Raw genomic sequence first — 25,637 nt, 5'->3', positions numbered from 1 at the left:
TAACTGAAATCACCCTGTAATGAAGAAACATACCTATTGGAGTATGTTCCTGGCGGCGGCGCTTGCCTTACCTTTGGGCACAGCCTCGGCGCAGGACAAAAAAGACAATAAATGGAACGTGGAGGAAGCCCGCGGACCGCAAAAAGAAATTACCGTAACAACCGACGAAGGCACCTGGATGAGCGTGGACGTAAGTCCCGACGGCAAGGAGATCGTGTTCGACATGCTCGGTGACATCTATAGCATGCCGATCACCGGTGGCAAGGCCAAGTTGCTTCGCAGCGGCCGCGCCTACGAAGTGCAGCCGCGTTTCAGCCCAGACGGCAAGTTCATCTCCTTCACCTCCGACGCGGGTGGTGGCGACAACATTTGGGTGATGAAACGCGACGGCACCGACGCCAAGCAGATCACCAAAGAGAACTTCCGTTTGCTGAATAACGCTGTTTGGACGCCCGACGGGGATTACCTGATCGCTCGTAAGCACTTCACGGCCTCCCGTTCACTGGGTGCCGGTGAGATGTGGATGTACCACCGCTCAGGCGGCAGCGGCGTACAGCTGACCAAGCGCAAAAACGACCAGCAGGACGCCGGCGAGCCGGTTGTATCGCCGGACGGCAAGTATGTGTACTTCTCCGAAGACATGAGCGGCGGCACTACCTTCGAGTACAACAAAGACGCCAACGGCCAGATTTACGTGATTCGTCGCGTGGACCGTAACACAGGAGAGATTGAGAACGTGGTGACTGGTAATGGTGGCTCGGTGCGTCCGGTGATCTCCCGCGATGGCAAGCAGTTGGCTTTCGTACGCAGAGTGCGCACCAAGTCTGTCCTTTTCATCCACGACCTGAAAACAGGTGAACAGTGGCCTATCTACGATCAACTGAGCAACGACCAGCAGGAAGCCTGGGCCATCTTCGGGGTATACCCGAACTTCGCCTGGACGCCCGACAACAAGAGCCTTGTGTTCTGGGCTGGCGGCAAAATCAACAAAATCGACGTAGCCAGCCAGAAAGTAAGCAACATACCGTTCGAAGCGACCGCTACGCACCACATTGCCGAGGCCGTTCGCCACGATTTCAGCAAGGCAGGTGTATCGCCAGCGCAGTTCACCGCCAAGGCTATCCGCCATGCCGTGACTTCGCCAGATGGTAAGTTGCTCGTGTTCAATGCGGCTGGCCATATCTACAAAAAAGAACTGCCGAACGGTAAGCCGGAGCGTGTGACCAATGGCAAGGACTTCGAGTTCTACCCAACTTTTTCACCCGACGGCAAGACCCTCGTCTTCTCTACTTGGGACGATGACAATCTTGGTGCGCTGGTGAAAGTGGACATCCGCAAGAAAAACGCGAAGCCAACCAAATTGACTTCCGAGAAAGGCTTTTACACCAACGCTTCTTTCTCGCCAAACGGCAAACTAATCGTGTACAGCAAAGACGGCGGCAACAACCACATGGGCTATGCGCACGGTAACGAACGCGGCCTTTACTACATCACAGCCGAGGGCAAGAATCCGACGCTGGTGCAGAAAAGTGGCTTCAACCCGTTGTTCAACGCTTCTTCTGACCGAATTTTCTTCACTTCAGGCGGTGGCGGTAAGTATACCTTCAAGAGCGTGGACCTGAACGGCAAGGAAGAGCGCACGCACTATACCTCTACCTACACCGACCAGTTCTACCCAAGCCCGGACAACAAATGGCTGGCTTTTGTAGAGCTGTTCAATGGCTACGTGGTGCCGTTCTCGGCTAACGGTGCCGGCATGGACCTGAGCGCTGAGACGAAGGCTGTTCCGGTGGCCCGCTTCACCAAAGACGCTGGCACGAGCGTGCACTGGTCAGGCGACAGCAAGAAAGTGAACTGGGTGCTGGGCGATGAGTATTTCTCCAACGACTTGAAAGACCGTTTTGCCTTTTTAGAAGGTGCACCTGAAAAACTGCCTGCTATCGACACGACAGGTATAAAGATCGGACTGGAGTTTAAGACAGACGCCCCGCAAGGTAAAGTGGCCTTCACCAATGCCCGCATTATCACGATGAAAGGCGATGAAGTAATTGAAGGCGGTACGATCGTAGTCGACGGCAACCGCATTGTGTCGGTAGGCAAAGGTATAGCCGTACCGAAAGACGCCAAAGTGATCGACGCCAGCGGCAAAACGATCATGCCGGGTCTGGTGGACGTACATGCGCACCTGGGCACCTTCCGCAACGGCATGAGCCCGAAACAGCAATGGTCCTACCTGGCTAACCTGGCTTACGGCGTAACCACAACGCACGACCCGTCTTCTACCACGGAGATGGTGTTCAGCCAGTCCGAAGCCGTGAAAGCAGGCCACATGGTGGGTCCGCGTATCTACTCGACCGGTACGATTCTGTATGGAGCTGACGGTAACTTCAAAGCCGTGATCAACAGCTTGGATGATGCCCGTTCGCACTTGCGCCGCATTCAGGCTGCCGGTGGTTTCTCGGTGAAGAGCTACAACCAGCCACGCCGTGAGCAGCGCCAGCAGGTAATTCAGGCGGCCCGCGAACTGGATATGACCGTGGTGCCGGAAGGCGGCTCGACGTTCTTCCATAACATGAGCATGATCCTCGACGGCCACTCCGGCATTGAGCACAACATCCCGATCGCCCCGCTTTACAAAGACGTGGTAGAAGTATGGAAAGCTTCTAAAACCGGCTATACCCCTACCCTGATCGTGAACTACGGCGCGACCAGCGGCGAGTACTACTGGTACCAGAACACCAAGGTATGGGAGAAGGAAAGACTCCTGAAGTTCACCCCACGCTCCATCATCGACGGTCGCTCACGCTTTGTAATGCAGGTGCCGGACGAAGAATACAAGAACGGTTACTTTAAAACTTCTGAAGCCTGCAAGGCTCTGACCGACGCTGGCGTGAAAGTGAACCTTGGCGCACACGGACAGCTGCAAGGCCTCGGCGCACATTGGGAACTTTGGATGCTGCAGCAAGGTGGCATGACTAACCTCGAAGCCCTGCGCGCCGCTACGATGAACGGTGCAGAATATTTGGGTATGAGCAAAGAGATCGGTTCGCTGGAAACCGGTAAACTGGCCGACCTGATCGTGCTGGACCAGAACCCACTTGAGAACATCCAAAACTCCGAGCACGTGCGCTACACCATGATAAACGGTCGCCTGTATGATGCCGCGACCATGAACGAGATTGGCAACTACGACCGCAAGCCGGGCAAATTCTGGTGGGAAAACAACAAGTATGCTTCGGCCTTCGACTGGCACGAAGGCACGGACACCCGCTTTGAAGGTATAGCCGGTGAGCATTGTACCTGCCGTCACTAAGATTAAAGGTATAACCTAATAATGAACGAGCCGACTCAAAAGAGTCGGCTCGTTTTGTTTTTACAGGTATAAGTTTATACTAAAAGCATTAAAGAATTGTAATATTCAATTTTATCCACTATTATTACTTTAGCATACTTTCCCGCATTCATCATCATGAAAACAAATTATTTGATACAGGCATGCTTTGCATTTATTTTGGCAGGATTTGGGGTAAGCAGTTGTGATAGGAAGCCTACGGTTAACCCAAAAGAGTTAGAAGAGCCAATCAGAACCAGAGCTGACTTCACTATTTACGAAAATGTAAGTGACAGTCTTTTTGTTGCTGATACAGTGCTCATGTATAATGGCATTGTCTTTAAAGCTGCCAAAAACAAGAAGTACAAAAGCTATCAGTGGAAGGTAGGGAATGATGAACGTACTTTCGATAAGCCTTCCTTCGCGCTGCGTTTCATGCACCCGGAAGGCAACGTGGATGTACAGTTAATTGTAACCTACGAGCCCGACCTGATCAATTTCCCAGATGACCCGGGTATTGACACGCTCACCAAAACATTCCATGTGATGGACTGGGGTTACTCATTCGCGATCGGCAAATACGTAGGCTACAACGTGAGTAGCCCGAACGATGTGTTTGAGTTTGAGATCAGCAGAGAGTTTGATGTGGATGGCTTTCCAAAATATTATATTAGAAACATAAACAAGGGATGTATGCCCAGTGGGCTAACCTGGACAGGAGGCAGAGGGGCGCGGGTGCACAGATTCTATAACCATGCCTGGTATGGCGATGGCTGCAAAGGGGTGGATGCCTGGGCTGTTTTAACCTCGCCTGACTCGATTGAGGTAAACTATACCTATGGGGATGATACAAAGCCTTTCACACAAAAAGGATACCCTCGGGTAAAAGAACGCTTTATTGGCAAAAGAAAGTAAGGTATGAAGAGCATGAGTCCTATACTTGTAATCCTGCTGGGGAAGTATCTGATCCAGTCAAAACTCGTTCTATCAATCCTATAGTCGTATACTAATAGTGAGCAACAAGTATAAATTGCTTGCGAATGATCACCTCAGATTGAAACCTATCACCTGTAAGATGCCGCTATACCTGTACAGTCTTCTCTTCGTCATGCTCACTGCCTGCGGCTCCAAAGCCGAAAAGGCGGCTGTAGATGCTCCGGACATTATGGCTGAAACCGCAGTGCTGGTCGATCCTACAGGGAAGACAATAGTAGAAAGGTTTCTACCGCCCAGAGGCTACAAAAGAAAAGTACAGCCAGATAACAGCTTTGGCGCTTACCTCCAGCATTTCAAACTAAAGCCACATGGCGTAAAGGTGCATTATTACAATGGAGCGGTTAAACCAAATGACGGTATTTATGACGCCGTGCTCGACATAGATGTTGGCAACCGGGATTTGCAACAATGCGCCGATGCTGTGATGCGTTTGCGGGCAGAGTATTTGTATGGGCAGGAAAGGTATGATGCCATTCACTTCAACTTCACGAGCGGTTTCCGGGCCGACTACAGCAAGTGGCGGCAAGGCTACCGCGTACAGGTAAAGGGGAACGATTGCTCTTGGGTCAAGAAAGCCGCCCCGTCAACAGCCTCTGCTTCTTTCAAGGATTACCTCCACGTGGTCTTCACCTATGCCGGCACTTTGTCGCTAGAGAAAGAGATGAAAGCTGTTTCGATTAATGACATTCAGATTGGCGACGTGTTCATCAAGGGCGGAAGTCCCGGCCATGCCGTGATTGTGATGGATATGGCTGTGCATGACCAGACCGGGGAAAAGCTGTTTTTGCTGGCTCAAAGCTACATGCCGGCTCAGGAAATTCAGATTCTCAAGAATCCCATGAATCCAAGTATAAGCCCTTGGTACAGCGCCAATTTCAGCGGACCTCTCCTTACCCCGGAATGGACTTTCCAGCGGAACCACTTGAAGCGGTTTTAGGCAGTTATTTTTGCGATGGTTTACTGCCAGATACACCTGTGGCGCAGCCCCAAAAATAATTTGTAAACCTAACGTTTAGCCCCCTATCGGCTAAGAGCTGAAAAAAAGTACTGCAATCCTTAAAATTGGACGTGTATCGGCCAAGCATTCTGTAATTGTCAGCATTACCTTGAAACAGTCTACCAATAACGGGTATCACGCGCTTTAGGTAAAACATATAAAATGGACGAAGCATATTTTGGGGTACTGAAATTTCTATGAATGAGAATACACCGCCAGGCTTCAAGATGCGTACGACCTCATCGGCCAGTAAACTTTGCTGCGCTTCGTTAAAAGTCTTCAGACCGAAAGTAGAAATAACAAAATCCGCGGAATGATCAGGTATGGTGTTCGACAGCACGTCTGCCTGCAACAACGAAATTTGATAGGTATACCTGGATACATTTGCCCCTGCGCGGGCTAACATCATGGGCGAAATATCAAGTGCAGTGATATCAGCTTTTGCAAATCTTCTGTCTAGCGAAGCCCAAACCTCCCCCATCCCGGTCATGAGGTCATAGCCCTTCATAAAATGCGCCTGTTTGGGCAACTGTTCTATACAGCAATGCCGCCAACGCTCTGTAAAGCCAAAAGAAGAGATGTAATTTGTTAGTCCATAGGTAGCGGACATACTGTCAAAAAGTCCCGACACAAAATCCTCGGAATAGATATCAACCTTTTCTGCCTGTGTTTTCACTTCCTTGTTGCCCATGTACACTACTCTTTCACTGCCGCCAGCACCCTTTTAATCAACTCATCCTGTTTGCCATCATGCCAGCGCCACACAATCACGATATCATGTTCCGGATCAACCCAAATGGTGTTCTGCCCGGCGCCTAAAGCGGCGTAGCTGGTAGTAGGCGCATTTGGCCAGGCTTTACCCTCGGTGTTGAGCCACCACAGGTAGCCGTAGTCTGGCCCCACTGGCCCACGGGCAGTAGTCGCTTCCTTCACCCACGCTTCCGATACAATCTGCTTGTCCTTCCAGCGGCCATTGCGCAAAAACAGGTACCCGAATCGGGCTTCGTCGCGGGCGCTGATCCAGAGACCGCCACCCCAGCGGGTCCCCCCGCTCACTGATGCCATGCGCTTGCCGTCAATCTCAATAGTAGAATTGCGATAAGGCACATACTGCCAGGTATTGGAAGCATCGATCGGGTCCATGACTTCGTCTTTGAAAACCTCAGGTAGAGGCTTCTTCCAAAGGCGCAGCAAAGACAGGGCAAAGCGGTTGATGCGCACGTCGTTGTACTCGTAGAAAGTGCCTGGCTCCTGCAGTTCTCGGGGTTTGCGCTCGCCTCTGCCATACTCTTCTTTTCCTACAAAGTCATGCTTTTTGCCCCACAATTCCCCTTCCCACTCAGTGGTCTGCCGAACGTGGTGCTCCCAGGTTACTTTGCGGTTCTGCTCCGAGTCGTAACCGCCGTCCTGCACATAGCTCGCCACCGGGTCTTTGATGTCTTTGATCATGCCGCGGTCGATGGTGATGCCCAGTATGGTGGAGAGCACGCTTTTGGCCACGCTATAGGTTGGGTCTACCCGCTCTGTTTCGCCCCACTCGGCCACGATGTAGCCGTTCTTCAGGATGATGCCGTTGGTGCTGGCCCGGTCGTTAGGTATAGGGCCGAGCATTTTACCGAAGATCTCTTCCTGGGTGGAGAAGTCCTTGGGCATTTGGGTAGTTTCCTGCTGTTTGGCCCACTCCACTGCTTCTTGCAGTAGGGCTGCGTCCATACCTAGTTGCTCAGGCCGCTTCTTCTCCCAGTTATCGCCCTTGCCCGGGAAGTATAGCTTGGCTGCAGCAGATTGTGTTTGGGTGGTTACTGAGGGCTGCTGCGGCTGTTGCTGGCAGGCAGAAAAGCTAAGGCTCAGCGCCAGTGCCAGGTATAGGAGTTTACTTTTTGTCATAGTGCCTGAATGTTTGGGAAATACTTCTTAAAGCTACGAAATATATCATATCTGATTTGGTCTGACTATCACAAAAAAAGCTGGAGACATTTACGCCTCCAGCTCTACTCCTCAGTTTATACCTTGTAAAGGGTGATGTACATTCCCGGCTATACCTACCAACTGGTACCACTGCCCCGCTTGCCGCCGCCCAGCAAACCTCCCAGCAAGCCACCCAGTCCGCCAGATCCCATGCTGCCATAACGGTTGCGTCCGTTCAGGCCGCCCAGTACCGAGGCCATCGAGCCCAGGCCACTTGTGGAGCGTCGGCCACCGCCCATCAGCCCGCCACGGCCTGTCATCAGGCCACCGAGCAATCCACCTAAAAGGCCACCGCCCATGCCTCCCGTCATACCGCCACTACGCCGTCTGCCGCCACTCATCAGGCGGGCCAGCACAATAGGCGCGGCTATGCCCAGTATCCCCTGCACCATTTGTGACGAAATACCGACATTCTTGAACATGTCGCTAAAGCCGTTCTTGCTCATGAAGGACTGCGAAGTCGGGTCTTCCCCGTGTTGCTGCGCATCGTCGGCTTTGCTCACGAACTGCTCTAGCAGGCTGTACTGCTTCTGGTCCACCCCCAGGTAGTCGGCTATCTCCTGTATGCGCTGCTGCTCTTGTGAGGTATACTGGCCATCGGCTTTGGCAAAACTGATGATGTCGGTGATAAAGGAGAAACGCAGCTGACTCTTCTTGAGCACATCAAGCACGCGCTGCAGGCTGATTTGAGAGGGATTCTTGGCTATCTCCAATACCTCTTGCTCTACATTTTCCGGCATTTCGGCCGCTTCGCCCAGGAGTTTCAAAAACTCAAGTTCCTCTTCTGATGCATGTCCATCGACAGAGGCTATGGTGGCCAGGGCAGCCAGGTAGGCCCCCCTTTCCTCGATGGTATAATCTTTTAATAATGCAGTCTGTTCCTGTTCCATAGCTGTTCGTTAAGATTGGTTCAGGTATAACGTGCCGGGGAGACGGCAGGTTAGCCACCAGCCGCCCTATGTTCTTCCCGGAGCGCGTCGAGCGTATCGCTTAGCCTGCCAGCTTCTGCCCTCGATACACCTTTGAAAGTATCCTCTTCCATCTGCTCAATCATGGGGTCGAGTTTGTCGAGGAGTTGTAGCCCTTTTTCGGTGATCGCGATCTCTACTTTTCGGCGGTTTGCTTCGCACTGCTCCCGCGTTACCAAGCCTTTGAGTCGCAGCTTTTCCACTAGCCGCGTTGCGTTGGACATGCGGTTGAGCATACGCTCCTGTATGGCGTACAGGTTGAGGGGCTTGCCCTGCTGCCCTCTCAGAATCCGCAGCACATTGTATTGCTGCGACGAAATATCGTAAGGTTTCAGCAGGCTGTCTACCCGCGCCATCAGCCACTCCCCTGTAAACATCAGGTTCAGGGAGGCTTTCTGAAAGACGCTCCTGAACTTATTCATCCTTAGTTCTTCTTCTAAACGCATAATATAAGCTTTTGCAACTATTGTATATACAACCTATAGGCAGTTTTAGTTTCTGCCAGTCAACCGTTTACAAACTGACTATCTAAAACAAAAAAAAATCATTGAATAATGTTTGTCCCCAGTGTATAGTTATTTCCGTATTCTTCTCTCTTTAATTGTTATCTTGCTCCAAGATTTTCTTTAAAATCATCCAACCTGCTACCTAATTTGAGCCTCATGGGGAACACCAGACCCGCTTACTGCGCCGCTTCAAACGAAAACCTCTTTGGCACTTCCCCTAAAGTGATGGAAGCCTTGCAGCAGGCCCTTTTTCAAATCAACAGCTATCCGCATCCGGATGCCGCCCCCTTGCGGACCGTCCTTGCGTCCAAGTTAGGTATACGCCCTTCCGAAATCCTTGTCGGCAGCGGGTCTGCTGAACTGATCTCCTTGTTGGTGCGCCGGTTTTGCAGTCCTTCACGGGTAGAAAGTGTGCTTTCGCTTAGCCCCTCTTATCCGCTGTACAGGCAAGAGGCGCAAGCCTTACACGTCCCATTTCGGATAGCCCCGCTTACCAGTGCCTACGAGGTGGATGTTCACTCCCTGCTAAGCAAAGTCGATGACTCCACCCGGCTGTGCTTTCTGTGCAACCCCAACAACCCGACAGGCACTTACCTGCCCATGTCGGAACTGGAGTATTTGCTGCGTAAGCTGCCCCCGCATGTGATACTAGTCGTGGATGAGGCCTATATCGAATATGTGACAGCCCCCGACTATGGCGACGCACTTGCCTTGCTTCCGCAATTTCCAAACCTGGTTATTCTGCGCACCTTCTCCAAAGCCTATGGCCTTGCCTCGCTCCGGATAGGGTATATGATCGCACAGGAAGGAGTGATCGAAAAGGTACTGCAAGTGAAGCAGCCCTATAATGTGAACCAACTGGCGCAGGTGGCTGCTTTGGCTGCGCTGGCAGACGGGCACTTCTTAAACCAGACACTGGCCGCAACCCGATGCGGGAAGTTCAAACTGGAGCAGGCACTGCAGCGCCTGGGTGTGCAGTACTGGCCATCGCAGAGCAACTTCCTGCTGCTGGACGCGGGCATCAAAGCCGAGGTAATTGACAGGCACCTGCTGGAACACCAGATACAGTCGCGCCGCACTGAAGACAGCTTTAGCCTGCGCATCACCGTCGGACCAGATGAAAACCAACTATACCTTATCGCTATGCTAGAAAACATACTTCACCCCACCGCCCTATACCCGCAGCAGCCCTTGCTGGCCCAGGTGCTGGCGACGGGAAACAGCCTGCAGCACGACACAGCCGATGCCTCTGAAAAAATAAACGAGCTGATAACGGCGGCTTCGGGACTGCACAATGCTGCGGATAGGGTGGCCTTGGCCTTTGCCAGGGCATTAGCGGCCAGAAACCAGCAAACCACTCTTCACGCCGGCAACCTCTACAACTCCACTTACGGGGTGATGGACATGATCTCGGCCTTCAATGTGCTGGTGAACGCCACGCCGCTGGTCTCGTTCGGACATCGGTTTGCCAACCAGATCATTTTGTCAGCCATAGCCGGAGCAAACAAGGTATACCTGCTGGATTTAGGTATAGGAAGCGGACTGCAGTGGTTTCACCTCCTGGAGCAGCTGGCCAAGTTGCCCGGCGGCAGCCCCTCCCTGCACCTGACAGGTATAGACATTCCGGACAGCGCCGAGGAGCCGGCACGCCGACTGCAGGAGACAGGTATACGGCTGGAGGAGCATGCCCGCAGGCTCGGTATCCCGTTCAGCTACGAGGGTATCGCATCGCGGCTCGAGGACTTTGACCTCAGCACGCTCCGCATAGCCCCGGAGCAGGCCCTGGTGATTAACTCCGCCCTGACGCTGCACCACATACCTGACCAACTGGTGGCGCAGCCTGATGAGCGTGACAAGGTACTGCGCCAGATCAGGGCTTTGAAGCCACTGGTGTTTACCCTGACTGAGCCGGACTCAGAACACAACAAGCTGGACTACCTGCCGCGCCTGCGCGAGTCGCTCCGCCATTACCATACCGTGTTTGATGTGCTGGACACGCTGTTGCCGCAGGACATGCCGGAGCGGCAGATCATCGAGCAGGAATTTTTTGGACGTGAGATCATCAATGTGGTCGCCAGCGAGGGCGCGGACCGGGTAGAGCGGCACGAGCGCAGCGATGCCTGGCAACGCCGTTTGGTTCGCAACGGCTTTGGCCCAATTGCACATCCGGATCTGGCACAGGACCTCACCGATGAGCTGCGGTTACATCCTGATTTTAGCCTGGTGCAAAATGGAGCGGGCTATACTTTGCACTGGAAAGGCACCAGCATCATTGCCAGCACAGCCTGGCGAGCCGAGGCCTAACATACGCTACTTTGCTAGTTTCCGGAGGGCCAGCAGGCAAAGCGCCACTGAACCGGCCACGTTGATCTGGCCGTTTAGAATCATCTGTTCTACTTCATGCAGCGGCACTTTCAGGACCTCGATGTTCTCACTTTCATCCAGGTCCTGCGCAGCCACTTCGCGCACGTTGCGGGCCAGGAAGTAATAGACGCGGTTGGTGTCCTTTGTCGGGTTATCGATCACCTGCAGCAGCGGCTCCACATCGTCAGAGGTATAGCCTGTTTCCTCTAGCAGCTCCCGCTTGGCAGCGGCCAGGGGCTCAGTTTCATGGGCATCGATCACGCCGCCCGGCAACTCTATGAAGATGTCGCCGGCTGCATGCTTGTACTGCCGCACAAACAGCACCTGGCCGTCTTCTGTAACCGGAAAGGTCAGCACCACATCCGGCCGCACGCTCACAAAGTAGTCATCCATCTCCTGCCCGTTTGGAAGCTCTACATGGTCGCGCCGCAGGGTATACCACTTGTGCTCGAATACAATCTCGGACTTCAGCGTTTTCCAGCGCTCTATACTTTTGGTTTCCATAATTAGCTCTTGATTGAGGCGGCACATTGTCACCGCCCTGAGTACATAAAAGAGCCATACCTGCCGCTATCCAAAGAAACGGCAGGTATGGCAGATTTTGAAAAGTTTATCTTATTGATCCTGATTAAATGACTTTTGGGCTATAGCGCCAGTTGTTTCTCCCCACGGGTGTCAAGCGTCATGAGTTCGGCCACAAATCCCTCCAGTTCCTGCGCCCGATGATCGGCTGTGTGTAATGACAACACCTTCCGGCGTGCTCTCGACCCGATCGTCTTCCGCTCGGTGTTGCAGATTTCCCGCAGATAGCGCAGGGTGTCCTTTGCACCTGCCGAGATCAGGATTTCGGTCTCTGGCTCAAATAGGGTTTCTATACCTTCCCAGTGGTCAGAAATGATCGGGACACAGCAGGCTGCGGCTTCGAACAGGCGCATGCTGGGCGTATAGCCGATCCGGCTCATTTCGGCACGGGCGATGCTGAGCGTGAAGCGTTGGCTGTTGAAGAAGTCGCGGTGCTCTGCCGGACTAAGGTGTTGCAGCATGGTGACATTGGATGTCCAGCCCATGTCGCTGGGGTAGCGTGCGCCGGCTACGGCAAAACGGCCATTGGGCCACTGGTCGGCAGCGTCCAGCATCAATTTGGTCAGTCCCGGCATCCGGTCTTCGGAGTACGTGCCCAGGTAGCCCAGGTCCCATTTTATCTCGCGGTACTCGTGGAAGTATAGCTCCGGGTCGAAGGAGAAATAAAGTGGCCGTGCCATTGGGGAGCCGTACTTCTGCTCCAGCAGTTGCAAGGTTGGGCCGCCTGAGCACGACAGGTATAGATCAAAGCGCGGCACCATCTTGGCATTCAGGTAGGGCAGGTTTCCCTGTTCCAGTCCGGCAATCGTAGTGGGGGCGTCCAAATCATAAAAGGCTTTGATGCCACCTGCTGTCTTAAACACCCACTCTCCTATCGCTTTTCCATCCTGCAGTCCGGACCCCACGATCACCATTTCGGCTTCGCGAACCTGCTCCTCAAACCTTTTGCCTAGCTCGCTGACCGAGGTATAATGGGCGACCTGGCAATAGTCGGGCTGCGGGAGGTCCTGCCGGCCTGCCTGTTTAACGGCTTCACGCTCCAGGAACAACACTTGGTGCCCCCTGTTTTGCAGTGCCTTCACCAGACTGCGGTATGTGGTGGCATGGCCGTTGCCCCAGGAAGAAGTGATCGATAGGCCAAGTAATACGATATTCATGGCATTGCCTTGTTTGGTGCGCAAAAGTAAGAACAAATCATTAGTAAACCGTAGCCGGTGCTTTTATTAACTGACCGTACAGATGACTGTAGTCCTGCGCCATCTGGTCGGCGGTAAAGCCATGGGAACGCTTCACGGCACGGCATGCCATGATGTTGCGCCCAAATTCGTCGTCAATCAGCTTGCTGATGGTGTCGCGCAATTCGTCGGCGCTGCGAGGGTCCACGTAGCGGGCCGCATTGCCCCATACCTCTGCCTGGCTTTCGGTTTTGCCCACCACCAGGGCGCAGCCCGACATGGCAGCCTCCAGCACGGTCAGGCCGAAGGGCTCGTACTTGGCCGGCAAGGCGTAAATCGACGCCCGCGACAGCCAGTCGGAAACCTCCTCGTTGGTCAACTGCCCCAGGAAATGCACGTTTTCCAGTTCCACGATCTCGCCTGTAGCCGGGTGGCGCCCTTCTCCGGCAATGTAGACAGGCCATCGCAGGTCCGATGCGATGTGCGCCAGCATAGAAATGTTTTTGGCCTCGTCCCACACGCGCCCCAGGCTGAACACAAAGGGCTCTTTGCGACCGAATTGGAAATGGTGCTGTCCGCGTCCGTTATACACCACGGCGCTCTGGTTGAAGGGTCCGTAGAGTTCTTCGGCCTGATGCATCATGGCCTGTGTAGGCGCCACCACCACATCGGCGGCCTGCAAGCCTTGGCGCACCATGTCACTGTATCGTTTCCAGGCTTTTGGGGCTTCCTCGTTTTTCACGGCCCTCCACCACGACAGCACGCAGGAGTGCACGACCATCAGGACAGGCTTGCCCCAGTCCAGGCTGCCATGGGCCAATCCGTTAAGGTGGATCAGGTCGGGCTGTACCTCGTCGCGCAGTTTCAAGAGCCACTCCCCGGCTTGCTCCACATCCTCCCAGGGGTTGTCCATCCACTCCAGTTTATATTCACTTTCGTATACTGTCAGGTTGCCGATTTGTGCAGCCTCTTCCCGTTGCTCTTCGTTCATGGGGGCTCCCATGGTGGCCAGCGCCACCTCGGTGCCGTGTTGGGCCATGGCACGCGTCAGTTCCAGTGCGTAGGTCCAGACACTGCCAACCGTATCTGCCGTCATCAGGATTTTGGATGGGTAATGCGGTGCTTTCATCATAATATCTGCTGTAAAATGTTGTATCATCTGCTATTTGGTCTGAATGCTCTAATGCCTGTAGCCAAACCCACTTGCGGGATGGGTTGCCAGCTGTCGTGCCCCCGCACGATGCTGCTGCAGGAAGCTGTGAAGGACAGGAAGCGCTTTCGCTAAAAAACAAGTTATAGTATGGGTATAGATCAGGTATAAATTTGCCTTCACCGGGGCCCTTATGGCCTGAGATACCCTGAAATTTTCTTTGTAGAGTGCGTCGGAGCGCTGTATAGAGGGGCTGGCGATGGTCCAGGCTTAAAAACCTTGCCAGATGCAGGCCACCCCCTGTCAGTGCCTTCTAATACGCACTTGCCCCCGAATACGTTAGTATGTTTCTTTATTTTTCTGTTAATTTCTCAGCGAATACCAAGGCGCCCTTTCTGCTGGTCGCTGCAGGTATGGTAGCTATCTGCAAAATCCTTTATCCAATGAAATTCGACCACGACCTCGTACTTGAAAACGAACTGGTGCTGCTCAGGCCAGTCTCAGAGCATGATCTGCCCCAGTTGGAGGCCATCGCCCTGGATGAGGACATCTGGCGCTACATGCCGACCCGCATTGGCAACAAACAAGAATTGACGGATTGGATGAACGCGGCACTGCAGGACAGGAAAAGCAGGCAGCGCTACGTCTTTGTGATCATCGACAAGGCTACCGGGAGGCTGGCAGGCTCCACTGCATTCGGCAACATTTCGGACCGGGACAAGCGGCTGGAGATCGGCTGGACTTGGCTGGGGAGGGATTTCCGGGGTACTGGCATGAACAAGCAGGTAAAGTTCCTGCTCTTCTCCTATGCGTTTGAGGTACTGCAGTATGAGCGTGTAGAGCAGAAAACGGACGTGCTCAACCTAAGGTCACGGAGCGCTATGCTCAAAACCGGGGCCACGGAAGAAGGCATACTGCGCAGCCATACCCTGATGCAGGACGGCCGGCGGCGCGACACGATCTATTATAGCATCCTGCGGCCCGAGTGGCAGCGCATTCGACAGGAACGATTTGGGGATCTACTTACCCCCGAAAATCTACAGCGCCGCAGCACCGTATAAACAGTGCCATACCATCAGCAACCCTATACCTTGAGCAGCACCACAACAGAGCACAAACGACCGAGCAAAATCTTTTTGATCCGCCATGCCCGCCCCCTGGTTTCCAAAAAGGGCTTTTTTAGCGCATCCGATGCCCGCGCGTTTATCAGCGACTACGATGCGGCAGCGGTGGAGGAGTTTGTGATGCGGCATGAGGCTATACCTTATCAAGAGATTAAGCAGGTATACTGCAGCACCCTGTTGCGCTCCCAACTGACAGCCCAGGCTATTTTCGGGGAGGATGTTGAGCTGATCGTCCGCCACGAGTTCCGGGAGTTTGAGCGCAAGATCTTCTCCCTCCCCTTACTCAAGCTGCCCATACGCTTCTGGCTGCTGAGTGCCCGTGCCCTGTGGATGTTGGGATTCAACAGCAAAGGCATCGAAACGTTCCACCAGGCCAAGGCACGCGCCCGGGAGTGTGCGGCCTTGCTGGCCCAGGAAGCCGGCACCCAACAAACGGTTATTCTGGTGGCCCACGGTCTGCTCAATAATTTCATCCGATGGTATTTGCAGGACATGGGCTGGAAATCGAGTCTGCACGAGGGAAGCGGCTTTTTGGGCGTCACGGTGCTGGAGAAACAGACAGCCTAAGACAAATTTTAGTGTCTGACTGACAGGCACCTGCATTTTTCAACTGGCCCGACACCGGCATTCCGCAACTTCATCTTAATTAAACAGTATACTGAATAACCCAAACCGGGCCAAAGGACTCAAATCCAGCTACCATATCTTGAAAACAACAGCATTGCGCACCATCAAGCTTTTTGAACCAGCGTTGTTTGGAGGCAATAAAATCCTTTACCGCTAAAACCTATTCACAGGCAATGTGTTATTCCTCTGTTTGTCCATCTATTACAAAACTCAGATATTTAATAAACCGTGTTTCATTTTTTCTTAGATTTGCCAAAGTGAGTGATGGGCTTTAGCGGCTCTCTTTGAGAACCTGACAGTTAAATTCCCTTTTATTTTAAACAATTTTTTTAATCAAATTCAAACTACTATGAGGAAGAGTGTACTCTTGAGCTTCTTTTTAGTCCTGGCGCTGGTTAGCAGTGTGTGGGCGCAGACTCAAACTGTATCCGGTAGAGTGACAGCAGCCTCCGACGGCTCTGCCCTGCCAGGCGTTACCGTACTGGAGCGCGGCACTACCAACGGTGCAACAACAGGCATCAATGGTGAATATACCATTTCTGTGAAACCGAATGCGACGCTCGTGTTCTCTTTCATTGGTATGACAAGACAGGAAATCGCGGTTGGCGGACGTACGAGCATCAACGTGCAGCTGGCTACCGACGAGAAACAATTAAGTGAGGTAGTGGTAGTGGGTTACGGTACGCAGGAGCGTCGCGAGGTAACGGGCGCAACAGCCAAAGTAACTTCCGAAACCATCAAAAACCTACCAGTAGTTGGCGTTGACCAGGCCCTGCAGGGTCGTGCGGCCGGTGTGCAGATTTCACAGAACTCTGGTACGCCAGGTGGTGGTATCAGCGTGCGTGTACGTGGTTCTTCGTCTATCTCTGCCAGCAACCAGCCACTTTATGTAGTAGACGGCGTGCCGCTTACTTCTGGTGACTACTCGCAGCTGGGCTACGGTGGCCAGTCCGTGAACGCGGTGTCTGACCTGAACCCGAACGACATCGAGTCAATCGACGTTCTGAAAGACGCCTCGGCTGCGGCTATCTACGGTTCGCGTGCTGCCAACGGTGTGGTACTCATCACAACCAAGCGTGGCTCTGCCAAGAAAACGCAGATCAATTTCAACGCCTACACAGGTACACAGAGCATGTGGAAAAAGCCTGACTTCCTGAGAGCTGATGAGTATAAGGAAATCATGCTGGAAGCCTATGTAAACGATGGTTACTTTGCTCCGGACGCAACATTCGAAGATTTTACAGACTGGTACTACGGTGGTCTTGATTTCGAGCCGACTGATACGGACTGGATTGACGCTGTTACCAGAAACGCGGGTATCTCTAACTACGAGATCTCACTTAGCGGTGGCGATGCCAAGACAAGATACTACCTGTCAGGTAGCTATTTTGACCAGAAAGGTATCGTAATCGGTAGCCGTTACGAGCGCTTCTCTACTCGTCTGAACCTGGACCACCAGGTGAACGACAAGATGACAATCGGCACAAGCGTACAGCTGAGCCGCTCTGACAACAACCGTATCGTGAGTGACAACACCCTGTACGGTCCGTTTGCCAACTCACTGGCTGCTTCTCCGATCTGGCCTATTTATTTTGACGAGGCTACAAAGCAATACACGCGTCCTAACTACTTCTACACCAACCCGGTGGCGGAAGGAACTGAGAACGACGACCTGACGCAGAACCTGCGTGCGATCGGTAACGCATTTGCCCGTTACACGATCCTGCCAGGCCTTGATGTGCAAGTAAAAGGTGGTATTGACGCCCTGAACGTGGATGAGCGCCGCTATACGCCAACCAACTACCCTGGCTCTTTTGCCACAGCAGTTGGTGGTTCAGGCACAAACGCCACGGCTACCGTTACCAAGCTTTTGCTTGAGTCTACTGCCAGCTACAACAAGACCTTCAACGACGTGCACAGCATCTCCAGTGTGTTCGGTGTAAGTACAGAACAGGACAAGCGCCGTTCGGCCTTCGTAACAGGTGTGGGTTTCCCTGGTGAGCGCTTCCGTTACATTGCCAGTGCAGCCCGCGTGAACGAAGGTTCTAACACGTTGATCGAAAGCGCTCTGCTTTCTTACTTCGGTCGTGTAAACTACAACTTCAAAGACAGATACCTGTTGGGCCTTAACTTCCGTGCGGATGGTTCTACCCGTTTCGGTGACGAAAACCGCTTTGGTTACTTCCCATCCATTTCAGCTGGCTGGAGAGTGATCGAAGAAGACTTTATGTCTGGCCTTGACTTTATGAGCGAACTGAAGCTGCGTGCTTCATACGGTATCACGGGTAACCAATCATTTGGTGACTTCGCCTACCTGGCGCTTTACTCAGGATCTAACTACCTGGATCAGCCAGGCATCGGCCTTACTCAAATCCCTAACCCGGACTTGAAGTGGGAAGAGACGCAGCAGTTCAACGTTGGTGCTGACTTCGGTTTCATCAACAACCGCGTGAACCTGGCCGTTGACTACTACATCAAGAAGACAAACGACCTGTTGTTTGCCCGCCCTATCCCGACTCAGAACGGTTTTGGCAGCTACCAGTCTAACATCGGTTCTATCGAGAACAAAGGTCTTGAACTTGCCCTGAACACGGTGAACATCGACAACAGAGACAATGGCTTTAACTGGACGTCTGATTTCAACATCTCTTTCAACAGAAACAAGGTGCTGGAGCTTTATGAAGGACAGGACATTTTCTACGGTTTCGGTGGTAACTCACTTGTATTGCGTGAAGGACAGCCTATCGGTACGTTCTACGGTTTCAAGACAAATGGCGTATACAGCACAACGGATGAGATTCCATCTACTATCCAGGCACAAGGCACACAGGCTGGTGACGTGAAGTTTGTGGATGTAAACGGTGACGGCGTGATCACAGATGACGACCTGACCATTATCGGTAGCGCTCAGCCTAAGTTCGTGGGTGGTTTCACCAACAACTTCCGCTTCAAAGGATTCGATCTGAACGTTTTCATGCAGTTCTCTCAGGGCAACGATATCGCCAACCCTGCTTCCCAGTATCAGCAGCACCTCGGCAACGACTTCCTGGATGACAACATGCTGGGCCTTGTTAGAGACCGCTGGCAGCAAGAAGGTGACGTGACGAACGTACCTAGAGCGACTGTAGACGATTTGAACAACAACAACCGTAGCAACTCTGACAGATTTATTTACGACGGCTCTTACCTGCGTTTCAAGAACGTGATCCTTGGCTATACCTTGCCAACATCATTGACTGAGCGCATGAAGATGAGAAGTCTGCGTGTGTACGCACAAGCCCAGAACCTGTTTACATTCACAGACTACCCTGGCTTTGACCCTGAAGTTAACTTCGCCGGTACTTCCAATACAACCCTTGGCGTTGACTTCTACACATTCCCGCAGGCACGCACAATCACTTTTGGTGTTAACGTAGGTTTCTAACGAGCAAAAGGAAAAGCAATCATGAAAAAATATTCGATTATACTATTAGCAGCACTCGGCCTGGGAACCTTTACCAGCTGTAACGATGTGCTAGACGTTGAACCAACTACAGCAATTGAGGCAGAAGGCGCTGTAATTGACTTTACCACCCTTAACCGTTCTGCCCTGGGTGCCTATAGCATCATCCAGTCCTCGAACTACTATGGCATGCGTTACCTGCTTTATCAGGATGTGTATGCTGATAACCTGTTCCATTCAGGTACCTTCACAACTGACCGTGAAGTGTCTGGTCGCCGTATCAACGCGTCCAACCTGCAGATTTCAAGCACTTGGGCAACCATGTATAGCGCCATTAACCGCGCGAACATTGTGCTGCGCGATGCGGACCGTCTGACCAACATCACAGATGCACAGCGCAACCAGATCAAAGGCGAGATGATGTTCCTTCGGGCACTGGTTCACTTCGACCTTGTGAAAGTTTTCGGTGCTGTACCGGTGGTGCTGGCTCCTACTACTACAATTGCTGAGATTCAGTCTTTGGGCAGAACTCCGGTAGCTGAGGTATACAATGCGGTGCTTTCTGACTTGCAGAAGGCTGAAACTATGCTGAGCGCTGCCGGCGGATCGAACCCGAGACGAGCTACAGCCGAAGCTGCTATCGCACTTCAGGCTCGTGTACAGTTGCAGCGTGGTAACAATGAGCAGGCATTCGCAAAAGCCAACCAGGTGATTGTGAATGGCGAGTCTTCGTTGCTGCCTAACTTCGCTGAGCTTTTCACGACAGAGGGTAACGCAGAGTCCATTTTTGAAGTGGACTTCACCCTAAACGATGCCAATGGCTTGGGTACGGCATCTGACCCGACATCTGCCGGGCAGAAATTCTACCTGCGATCCGGTGCCTACAACGCACTGTCGGCTTCGGGACAAAAGGGTGACAAGAGGTTTGAAGCAACTACCCGTATCCAGAACAACCGCATGCGTTTGCTCAAATATGAGGACATCGCCAACAACGCCGATAACGTAATGGTTATCCGTCTGGCTGAAATGTACCTGATCAGAGCAGAGGCCGCAGTAAGGATGACAGCGAGCGGAGGAAATAATGTCCTTCCGGTTGCCCCACAGGTGCTGGCTGATATCAACATGATCAGAACAAGAGCCGGACTTGCTCCACTTTTGGCGCTGACAAACGCACAGGCACTGACAGAGATCCTGGAGCAGCGTCGTTTGGAGTTCGTAGGTGAAGGCCTTCGTTTCATGGACCTGAAGCGTTACAACCTGACTTGTACGCTACTTGGCTTCTGCCCTGATACAGGCACTGACTTCCGTAACCTGTGGCCTATTCCGCTGCAGCAGATAGAGGTTAACCCAAGCTTGACTCAGAACCCTGGTTACTAAGCCAGAACTGACCTATATATGAAAAGGCTCCCCGATCGGGGAGCCTTTTTTTATTGTCCATCAATTTATTTCAGAATAAACTAAGTATTTAGTTTATAAACTAAGTATTTAGTTATATATTTATTCTATCAAACTGATACACCGCCTATGAAAGAGCTCACCAAAGCCGAAGAAGAGATCATGCAGATTCTCTGGAAGCTGGAAAAAGGTTTCGTGAAAGATATTATCGAACAGATGCCTGAACCCAAGCCAGCCTATAACACGGTTTCAACCATCGTCCGGATTCTAGAGAAGAAGGGCTTTGTGGGCTACACCGCTTTCGGCAAGTCACATGAGTACTTCCCCCTAGTGGCTGAGGACAAGTACAAGAGTTTCTTTTTGAAAAACTTTATGAGCGGCTACTTTGGAGGCTCTTTCGAGAAACTGGTTTCCTTTTTTGCCAAAGACAACAACCTGGATGTAAAGGAGCTCGATCAGCTGCTACGCCATGTAAAAGATGACTTAAAAGAAGAGGACCAGCCCGATGGAAACGACCGTTAATTATTTGCTACAGTCAGGCCTCGGTCTGCTGATGCTATACCTGTTTTATGTGCTGCTGCTGCGTAAGCAGCCTAGCCTGCGCTACAACCGCTTGTTCCTGCTGCTGGCACCGGCTGTGGCTTTGGCTGCTCCCCTGATCCGTTTGCCTTTGCCCTTGGCTGATGCGCTGCCGGTGGCAGCAGCTATACCTACTTTTCAGCTGCCGGAAGTCGCCGTAATAGGGCATAGCGAATCGGGACCTGGGGCGACGGACTCGCTGCCACTTGCGGTTGTGCTGATTGGACTCTATACCTTGGTGAGCCTGATAATGTGGGGCAGGCTGGCTTGGCAGCTGCTGCAAATACAAAGGCTGGCAGCCGTATCAGTACCGTTGGAGGATAATGGAACAGAAGCATCAGTTTTGCAGACAGAAGGCCACTCTCCTACATTTGCCTTCCTCCACTATGTTTTCCTGAGCCGACAGCCACACCTAACCGAAAAAGAGCAGCACCAGATACTGGCCCATGAACTGGCCCATGTGCGCCTGCGCCATACCTACGACATTCTGTATTACGAAGTCCTGACGGCCCTACTCTGGTTCAACCCGTTGGTTTGGTTGCTGAAGGAAGAGCTGCGTGACGTACATGAGTATCAGGCAGACGCCGAGGTACTGTCCGATTTTCAGGCCAATGAATACAGCTCTCTTTTAGCTAAAGAAGTACTCTACACAACAGGTATACCGGTAGGCAGTTATTTCCAGAAGCCGCAGGTGTTCCGACGCCTGCACATGCTGCAGCAGCACGGTCGCCAAGGCAGCATGATGCGCTCACTGCTGGTACTTCCATTGTTGTTAGTGTTACTGGTTGCATTCTCCAATAATAGGGTTCGCGCCGATATCGCTACTACCTTAGCTAAACCTGCCTCATTGAACGAAGCTATGGAAAATGTACCGGCTCATAAAGCGGCTGCTATACCTTCCATAGATTCAGAAAGCAAGAGTACAGCAGGTACAAGGACAGCACCGTCCATACCTGAAAAGTCAACACCAGTTTCCAATCCTGAAAGAGAAATAGAAAATTCCGAGTCGGGAGAAGCAGTCGTTTCTCCCAATGAAAAAGCAAGGCCTTATACCTATGTAGAACAAATGCCCGAGTTCAAAGGAGGAGAAGTAGAAATGCTGAAGTTTCTGGGCACTAACATCAAGTACCCTAAAACTGCACAGGAAGCTGGAATGGAAGGGCTTGTTGTGGTGAGTTTCGTTGTGGATACGGATGGCAGCCTGTACGATATCGCTGTGCTAAAGAAATTGCATGATGACCTCGACCGTGAGGCCGTTCGGGTAGTTGAAACAATGAACGGCCAGTGGATTGCCGGAAAGCAAAACGGCAAAGCTGTACCGGTCCGTTACACCTTGCCCATCCGGTTTGCCATAAAATAACAACACCCTATACTTTCTTTTCCCTGATTAATCCAGCCGAATAAGCTGGAACAGAACCGTATTGCCTTTTCAAACCATAAAACTCACCTCTCATGAAAAACAAAAACATCAAAAAAAGCATGCTGGCCGCTCCGATGTTGGCATTGGCCTTGGCTCTAGGTTCACAAACCCCGTCATTCGCACAAAAATTATCAACTGCCACAGAACAAAACAAGCCCTATACCTATGTTGAGCAGATGCCTCAATTCGAAGGCGGGGAAGGGGAAATGTTGAAATTTCTCGGAACGAACATAAAATACCCTAAAGCAGCCATTGAGAATGGCATAGAAGGTTTGGTAGTGGTGAGCTTTGTGGTGGAGAAAGACGGCACTATACAGGAAATCCAAACCGTTAAATCGCTTGGCCATGGCACCGATGAAGAAGCCATGCGGGTCGTGAAAATGATGAGCGGCCAATGGACAGCTGGTCGCCAGAGCGGCAAAGCCGTGCGGGTGCGCTATACCTTGCCACTTCGGTTTGCCATGACAGAGGCGGATAGAAAAGCCGCCATCGAAAAAGCTAACCGCATGCCGCAATTCAAAGGAGGTCAGGAAGCCATGCAACAAACCATGATGGAGCACCTCACACTGCCGGCCGAGGCCAGACAAGAAAACCTGAATGCCCGCGTTATAGTGAAGTTTACTGTGGAGCCGGACGGCAGCGTATCAAAGCTGAAACTGGAAAACACCAAGCTTAAAAAAGCGGTTGGTCCTGGCTCTGAATTGGATTATATGGATGCCTCCACCTTCCAGTTGCAGAACAAGGCTATTCTGGCCAAACTGTCGGAAGCCGCCATGGCTGCCGTAAAGGCTACTTCCGGCCAGTGGGAACCGGCTTTAAAAAACGGACAGCCAGTAGCAACGGAGTTAACCTTACCGGTTCAGTTCCTCAGCACTGGAACCGGACAATCCAAATAACCACCCGATACCTGATAGGGTTTGACTGACCTGACAAGGTACAAAGACAAAGCGCAGCTCCGAATCTGTTAAGGAGCTGCGCTTTGTCTTTGTACTTACTTGCTGCTATACCTTAAATATCCCATTCATTGAGCCGGGCCATGGCATGGTAAGCGGTCATATCATACTGGCAGGGCACTACCGACACGTAATTGTTCAAAAGCGCACACTCGTCTGTGTCCTCGCCTTTGTCGAAGTTCACGAAGCTGCCCGTCATCCAGAAGTAGCGGCGGTTGCGTGGGTCGAGGCGCTCGTCAAACTCCTCCTGCCACTTGGCATGCGCCTGCCGGCACACTTTTATGCCTTTGATCGGCTCACTGCTCTTTTTGGGCAGGTTCACATTCAGGGCCGTGTTCTCGGGTATGCCGTGCTGTAAAGCCTGCCGGATGATCACTTCCACAAATTCCTCGGTATGCGAAAAGTCCGCCTCGTGCCCGTAGTCGCAGAGTGAGAAGCCAATGGCCGGAAGTCCCTCGATAGCCGCCTCGATGGCAGCCGACATGGTGCCCGAATACAACACACTGATGCTGGAATTGGAACCGTGGTTAATGCCGCTCACCACCAGATCGGGGCGGCGTTCTTTCAGCACATGGTGCTTGGCCAGTTTCACGCAGTCGGCCGGTGTGCCGGAGCATTCATAGGCCTCTATACCCAAATCATCGAACGCTATGGACTTGTCCAGTCGGAGTGTGTTGCCAATGGTAATGGCATGCCCCATACCTGACTGTGGTCCGTCGGGCGCCACTACGATCACCTCCCCTATCGATTTTGCCACTTTTACCAGCGTCCGGATGCCCGGTGCCGTGATACCGTCGTCATTAGAAACCAGGATTAGCGGTTTAGCCATTTTATTATTCTTAGTTGATGTATAACAAATTAAACGAATTGCGTTTCCGTGCTAATATACGACAACCCCTGCCGCCACGAAAAGGTTAATAAAGAATATCATGATTCCTTAATACCACCTTATGCTTAAGAACCTACTATATGCCATCCTGCTGGGAGTGGGCATGGCAGCTTGCCTTGCCGACCGCGACGATGCAGCGTCCGGCATTACCTCAGAAGAAGCCATTGCCACAGAAGTCACCTCAGAAGATGCTATACCTGTTCCGAACCCAGCCGAGTTCCTCATTGCCAAAGGGCGTGTAGGCAGTATACGGATTGGCATGCCCATCGATGAAATGCGCCAGCTTAAACTTCCGGGTTTACAGTTAAAAGACACGACCCTGCGCCTGGAAGGGCAAAACTATACCGCTCACGTACTAAGTAGTGACATCAGCCCTAGCGGATTGGTAATAGAGCAACAATGTGAACCAACCTGCCAGGTATGGCGCCTGAGCATCCGCGACGATGATTACAAGACCGCCCAAGGCATAGGCATTGGCTCCAAGTTTAGCGAGGTGCAGCAGCATTACCCCATCGACTATACCGCCCAGGGCGAGGCAGGTTTTGTGGCTGTTAGCAAGGCCGCCGGTTTCTCCTTCGTTCTCGACAAAGACCAACTCAACAAAATACAACGCAACAACCTGAAGCCCGAGGATATTCTGGCTAACACACTGGTAAAAGGCATACTAGTATATTAGATTTTTGTAATATAATATAGAAATACGTATTATTGCTCTCATGGCAATATTCCGAACCCGCTATCACTATCGAAACACAGGACTGCTGCTGCTCCGCATCGGCATTGGTATTATGTTTATCCTGCATGGCTGGCCCAAGATGATGGGCGGTCCGGAGCTTTGGGCTAAGATAGGAGCCAACATGCAATTGCTGGGAATCGGGTTTGCGCCGGAGTTCTGGGGTTTTATGGCTGCTTTTGCCGAAACGGCAGGTGGCCTGCTGCTTGCTCTTGGCCTGCTATTCCGTCCCGTCCTGATTTTGCTGTTTGTTACCATGCTGGTTGCGGCCCTGCGCCATATGAGCGCCGGGGATGGCTTCGGCGGTTACTCCCATGCGCTGGAGGCTGCTATTCTGTTTTTCTCTCTCTTCTTCATCGGCCCCGGCAAGTACAGCCTCGATAAGTTTTTCTTCCCGACCAACAAAAACAGGGCGACGTTTCAGGTATAGCGCAGGAT

The 25,637-nt window shown here is 52.2% G+C and carries 21 protein-coding genes; 13 read left to right on the top strand and 8 right to left on the bottom strand.

The features are described 5' to 3' along the window. Nucleotides 1-43: 43 nt before the first annotated feature. The 3 genes from H9Q13_RS07465 (at nt 44) to H9Q13_RS07455 (ending at nt 5,264) form a co-directional block, all read left to right on the top strand. Entirely contained in the window at nt 44-3,313 is a 3,270-nt protein-coding gene (locus tag H9Q13_RS07465; RefSeq protein WP_191183360.1) for an amidohydrolase family protein, read from the top strand. A gap of 156 nt (nt 3,314-3,469) precedes the next feature. Then, nucleotides 3,470-4,246 (top strand): hypothetical protein, encoded by a 777-nt coding sequence (locus tag H9Q13_RS07460; protein WP_191183133.1) that lies wholly within the window; start codon nt 3,470-3,472, stop codon nt 4,244-4,246. Nucleotides 4,247-4,385: 139 nt separating this feature from the next. Continuing rightward, nucleotides 4,386-5,264 carry a DUF4846 domain-containing protein gene (locus H9Q13_RS07455; RefSeq protein ID WP_224744134.1) on the top strand — a complete coding sequence of 293 codons (879 nt, stop codon included), beginning with the start codon at nt 4,386-4,388 and terminating at the stop codon, nt 5,262-5,264. 4 nt (nt 5,265-5,268) lie between these two features. Here H9Q13_RS07455 and H9Q13_RS07450 read toward each other — a convergent pair whose 3' ends face one another. The 4 genes from H9Q13_RS07450 to H9Q13_RS07435 all read right to left on the bottom strand — a co-directional run bounded on the left by H9Q13_RS07450 (nt 5,269) and on the right by H9Q13_RS07435 (nt 8,706). Next, a complete protein-coding gene (locus H9Q13_RS07450; protein WP_191183131.1) occupies nt 5,269-6,015 on the bottom strand; it encodes a class I SAM-dependent methyltransferase in 747 nt (248 codons plus the stop codon). Nucleotides 6,016-6,020: 5 nt separating this feature from the next. Further along, complete coding sequence (locus tag H9Q13_RS07445) at nt 6,021-7,211, bottom strand: serine hydrolase domain-containing protein (RefSeq protein WP_191183130.1); 1,191 nt, start codon at nt 7,209-7,211, stop codon at nt 6,021-6,023. A gap of 155 nt (nt 7,212-7,366) precedes the next feature. Then, complete coding sequence (locus H9Q13_RS07440) at nt 7,367-8,182, bottom strand: TerB family tellurite resistance protein (protein WP_191183129.1); 816 nt, start codon at nt 8,180-8,182, stop codon at nt 7,367-7,369. A 50-nt stretch (nt 8,183-8,232) separates the two neighbouring features. After that, complete coding sequence (locus tag H9Q13_RS07435) at nt 8,233-8,706, bottom strand: MarR family winged helix-turn-helix transcriptional regulator (protein WP_191183128.1); 474 nt, start codon at nt 8,704-8,706, stop codon at nt 8,233-8,235. A 216-nt stretch (nt 8,707-8,922) separates the two neighbouring features. Here H9Q13_RS07435 and hisC point away from each other — a divergent pair, with 216 nt between their 5' ends. Further along, on the top strand, nt 8,923-11,070 hold the full coding sequence (gene hisC, locus H9Q13_RS07430; RefSeq protein WP_191183127.1) for a histidinol-phosphate transaminase: 2,148 nt from the start codon (nt 8,923-8,925) through the stop codon (nt 11,068-11,070). Nucleotides 11,071-11,076: 6 nt separating this feature from the next. Here hisC and H9Q13_RS07425 read toward each other — a convergent pair whose 3' ends face one another. The 3 genes from H9Q13_RS07425 to H9Q13_RS07415 all read right to left on the bottom strand — a co-directional run bounded on the left by H9Q13_RS07425 (nt 11,077) and on the right by H9Q13_RS07415 (nt 14,019). Next, nucleotides 11,077-11,634: an NUDIX hydrolase gene (locus H9Q13_RS07425; protein WP_191183126.1), complete on the bottom strand. Its 558-nt coding sequence runs from the start codon at nt 11,632-11,634 to the stop codon at nt 11,077-11,079. A 140-nt stretch (nt 11,635-11,774) separates the two neighbouring features. After that, nucleotides 11,775-12,869 carry a CgeB family protein gene (locus H9Q13_RS07420; protein WP_191183125.1) on the bottom strand — a complete coding sequence of 365 codons (1,095 nt, stop codon included), beginning with the start codon at nt 12,867-12,869 and terminating at the stop codon, nt 11,775-11,777. Nucleotides 12,870-12,909: 40 nt separating this feature from the next. After that, the gene (locus tag H9Q13_RS07415; RefSeq protein ID WP_224744133.1) at nt 12,910-14,019 is read right to left on the bottom strand and encodes a glycosyltransferase; all 1,110 of its coding nucleotides are present in this window, start codon (nt 14,017-14,019) and stop codon (nt 12,910-12,912) included. 461 nt (nt 14,020-14,480) lie between these two features. On the opposite strand from H9Q13_RS07415, the gene H9Q13_RS07410 reads away from it, so the two are divergent. The 7 genes from H9Q13_RS07410 to H9Q13_RS07380 all read left to right on the top strand — a co-directional run bounded on the left by H9Q13_RS07410 (nt 14,481) and on the right by H9Q13_RS07380 (nt 23,520). Continuing rightward, complete coding sequence (locus H9Q13_RS07410; RefSeq protein WP_191183124.1) at nt 14,481-15,098, top strand: GNAT family N-acetyltransferase; 618 nt, start codon at nt 14,481-14,483, stop codon at nt 15,096-15,098. Between the two features lie 3 nt (nt 15,099-15,101). Continuing rightward, nucleotides 15,102-15,728 carry a histidine phosphatase family protein gene (locus H9Q13_RS07405; RefSeq protein WP_317173881.1) on the top strand — a complete coding sequence of 209 codons (627 nt, stop codon included), beginning with the start codon at nt 15,102-15,104 and terminating at the stop codon, nt 15,726-15,728. A gap of 409 nt (nt 15,729-16,137) precedes the next feature. Next, on the top strand, nt 16,138-19,212 hold the full coding sequence (locus H9Q13_RS07400) for a SusC/RagA family TonB-linked outer membrane protein (RefSeq protein WP_191183123.1): 3,075 nt from the start codon (nt 16,138-16,140) through the stop codon (nt 19,210-19,212). 21 nt (nt 19,213-19,233) lie between these two features. Beyond that, a complete protein-coding gene (locus H9Q13_RS07395) occupies nt 19,234-20,607 on the top strand; it encodes a RagB/SusD family nutrient uptake outer membrane protein (protein ID WP_191183122.1) in 1,374 nt (457 codons plus the stop codon). Between the two features lie 147 nt (nt 20,608-20,754). Continuing rightward, nucleotides 20,755-21,147 (top strand): BlaI/MecI/CopY family transcriptional regulator, encoded by a 393-nt coding sequence (locus tag H9Q13_RS07390; RefSeq protein ID WP_191183121.1) that lies wholly within the window; start codon nt 20,755-20,757, stop codon nt 21,145-21,147. Continuing rightward, nucleotides 21,131-22,564, top strand: coding sequence for a M56 family metallopeptidase (locus H9Q13_RS07385; RefSeq protein ID WP_191183120.1), 1,434 nt, complete (start codon nt 21,131-21,133; stop codon nt 22,562-22,564). The genes H9Q13_RS07390 and H9Q13_RS07385 overlap by 17 nt, the downstream gene beginning before the upstream one ends. Nucleotides 22,565-22,656: 92 nt before the next feature. Beyond that, a complete protein-coding gene (locus H9Q13_RS07380; RefSeq protein ID WP_191183119.1) occupies nt 22,657-23,520 on the top strand; it encodes an energy transducer TonB in 864 nt (287 codons plus the stop codon). Nucleotides 23,521-23,632: 112 nt separating this feature from the next. Here the strand turns inward: H9Q13_RS07380 and surE are convergent, their stop codons facing one another. Beyond that, the gene (surE, locus tag H9Q13_RS07375) at nt 23,633-24,406 is read right to left on the bottom strand and encodes a 5'/3'-nucleotidase SurE (RefSeq protein ID WP_191183118.1); all 774 of its coding nucleotides are present in this window, start codon (nt 24,404-24,406) and stop codon (nt 23,633-23,635) included. Between the two features lie 121 nt (nt 24,407-24,527). Here surE and H9Q13_RS07370 point away from each other — a divergent pair, with 121 nt between their 5' ends. Continuing rightward, a complete protein-coding gene (locus H9Q13_RS07370) occupies nt 24,528-25,142 on the top strand; it encodes a mechanosensitive ion channel protein MscS (protein WP_191183117.1) in 615 nt (204 codons plus the stop codon). 40 nt (nt 25,143-25,182) lie between these two features. After that, nucleotides 25,183-25,629 (top strand): DoxX family protein, encoded by a 447-nt coding sequence (locus H9Q13_RS07365; RefSeq protein WP_191183116.1) that lies wholly within the window; start codon nt 25,183-25,185, stop codon nt 25,627-25,629. Nucleotides 25,630-25,637 lie beyond the last annotated feature (8 nt).

This window comes from Pontibacter aquaedesilientis, assembly GCF_014773225.1.
In the GTDB taxonomy this organism is placed as follows: Bacteria; Bacteroidota; Bacteroidia; order Cytophagales; family Hymenobacteraceae; genus Pontibacter; species Pontibacter aquaedesilientis.
The sequence above is the reverse complement of the archived record's forward strand: the minus strand, read 5'-3'. Positions and strand labels throughout refer to the sequence as shown.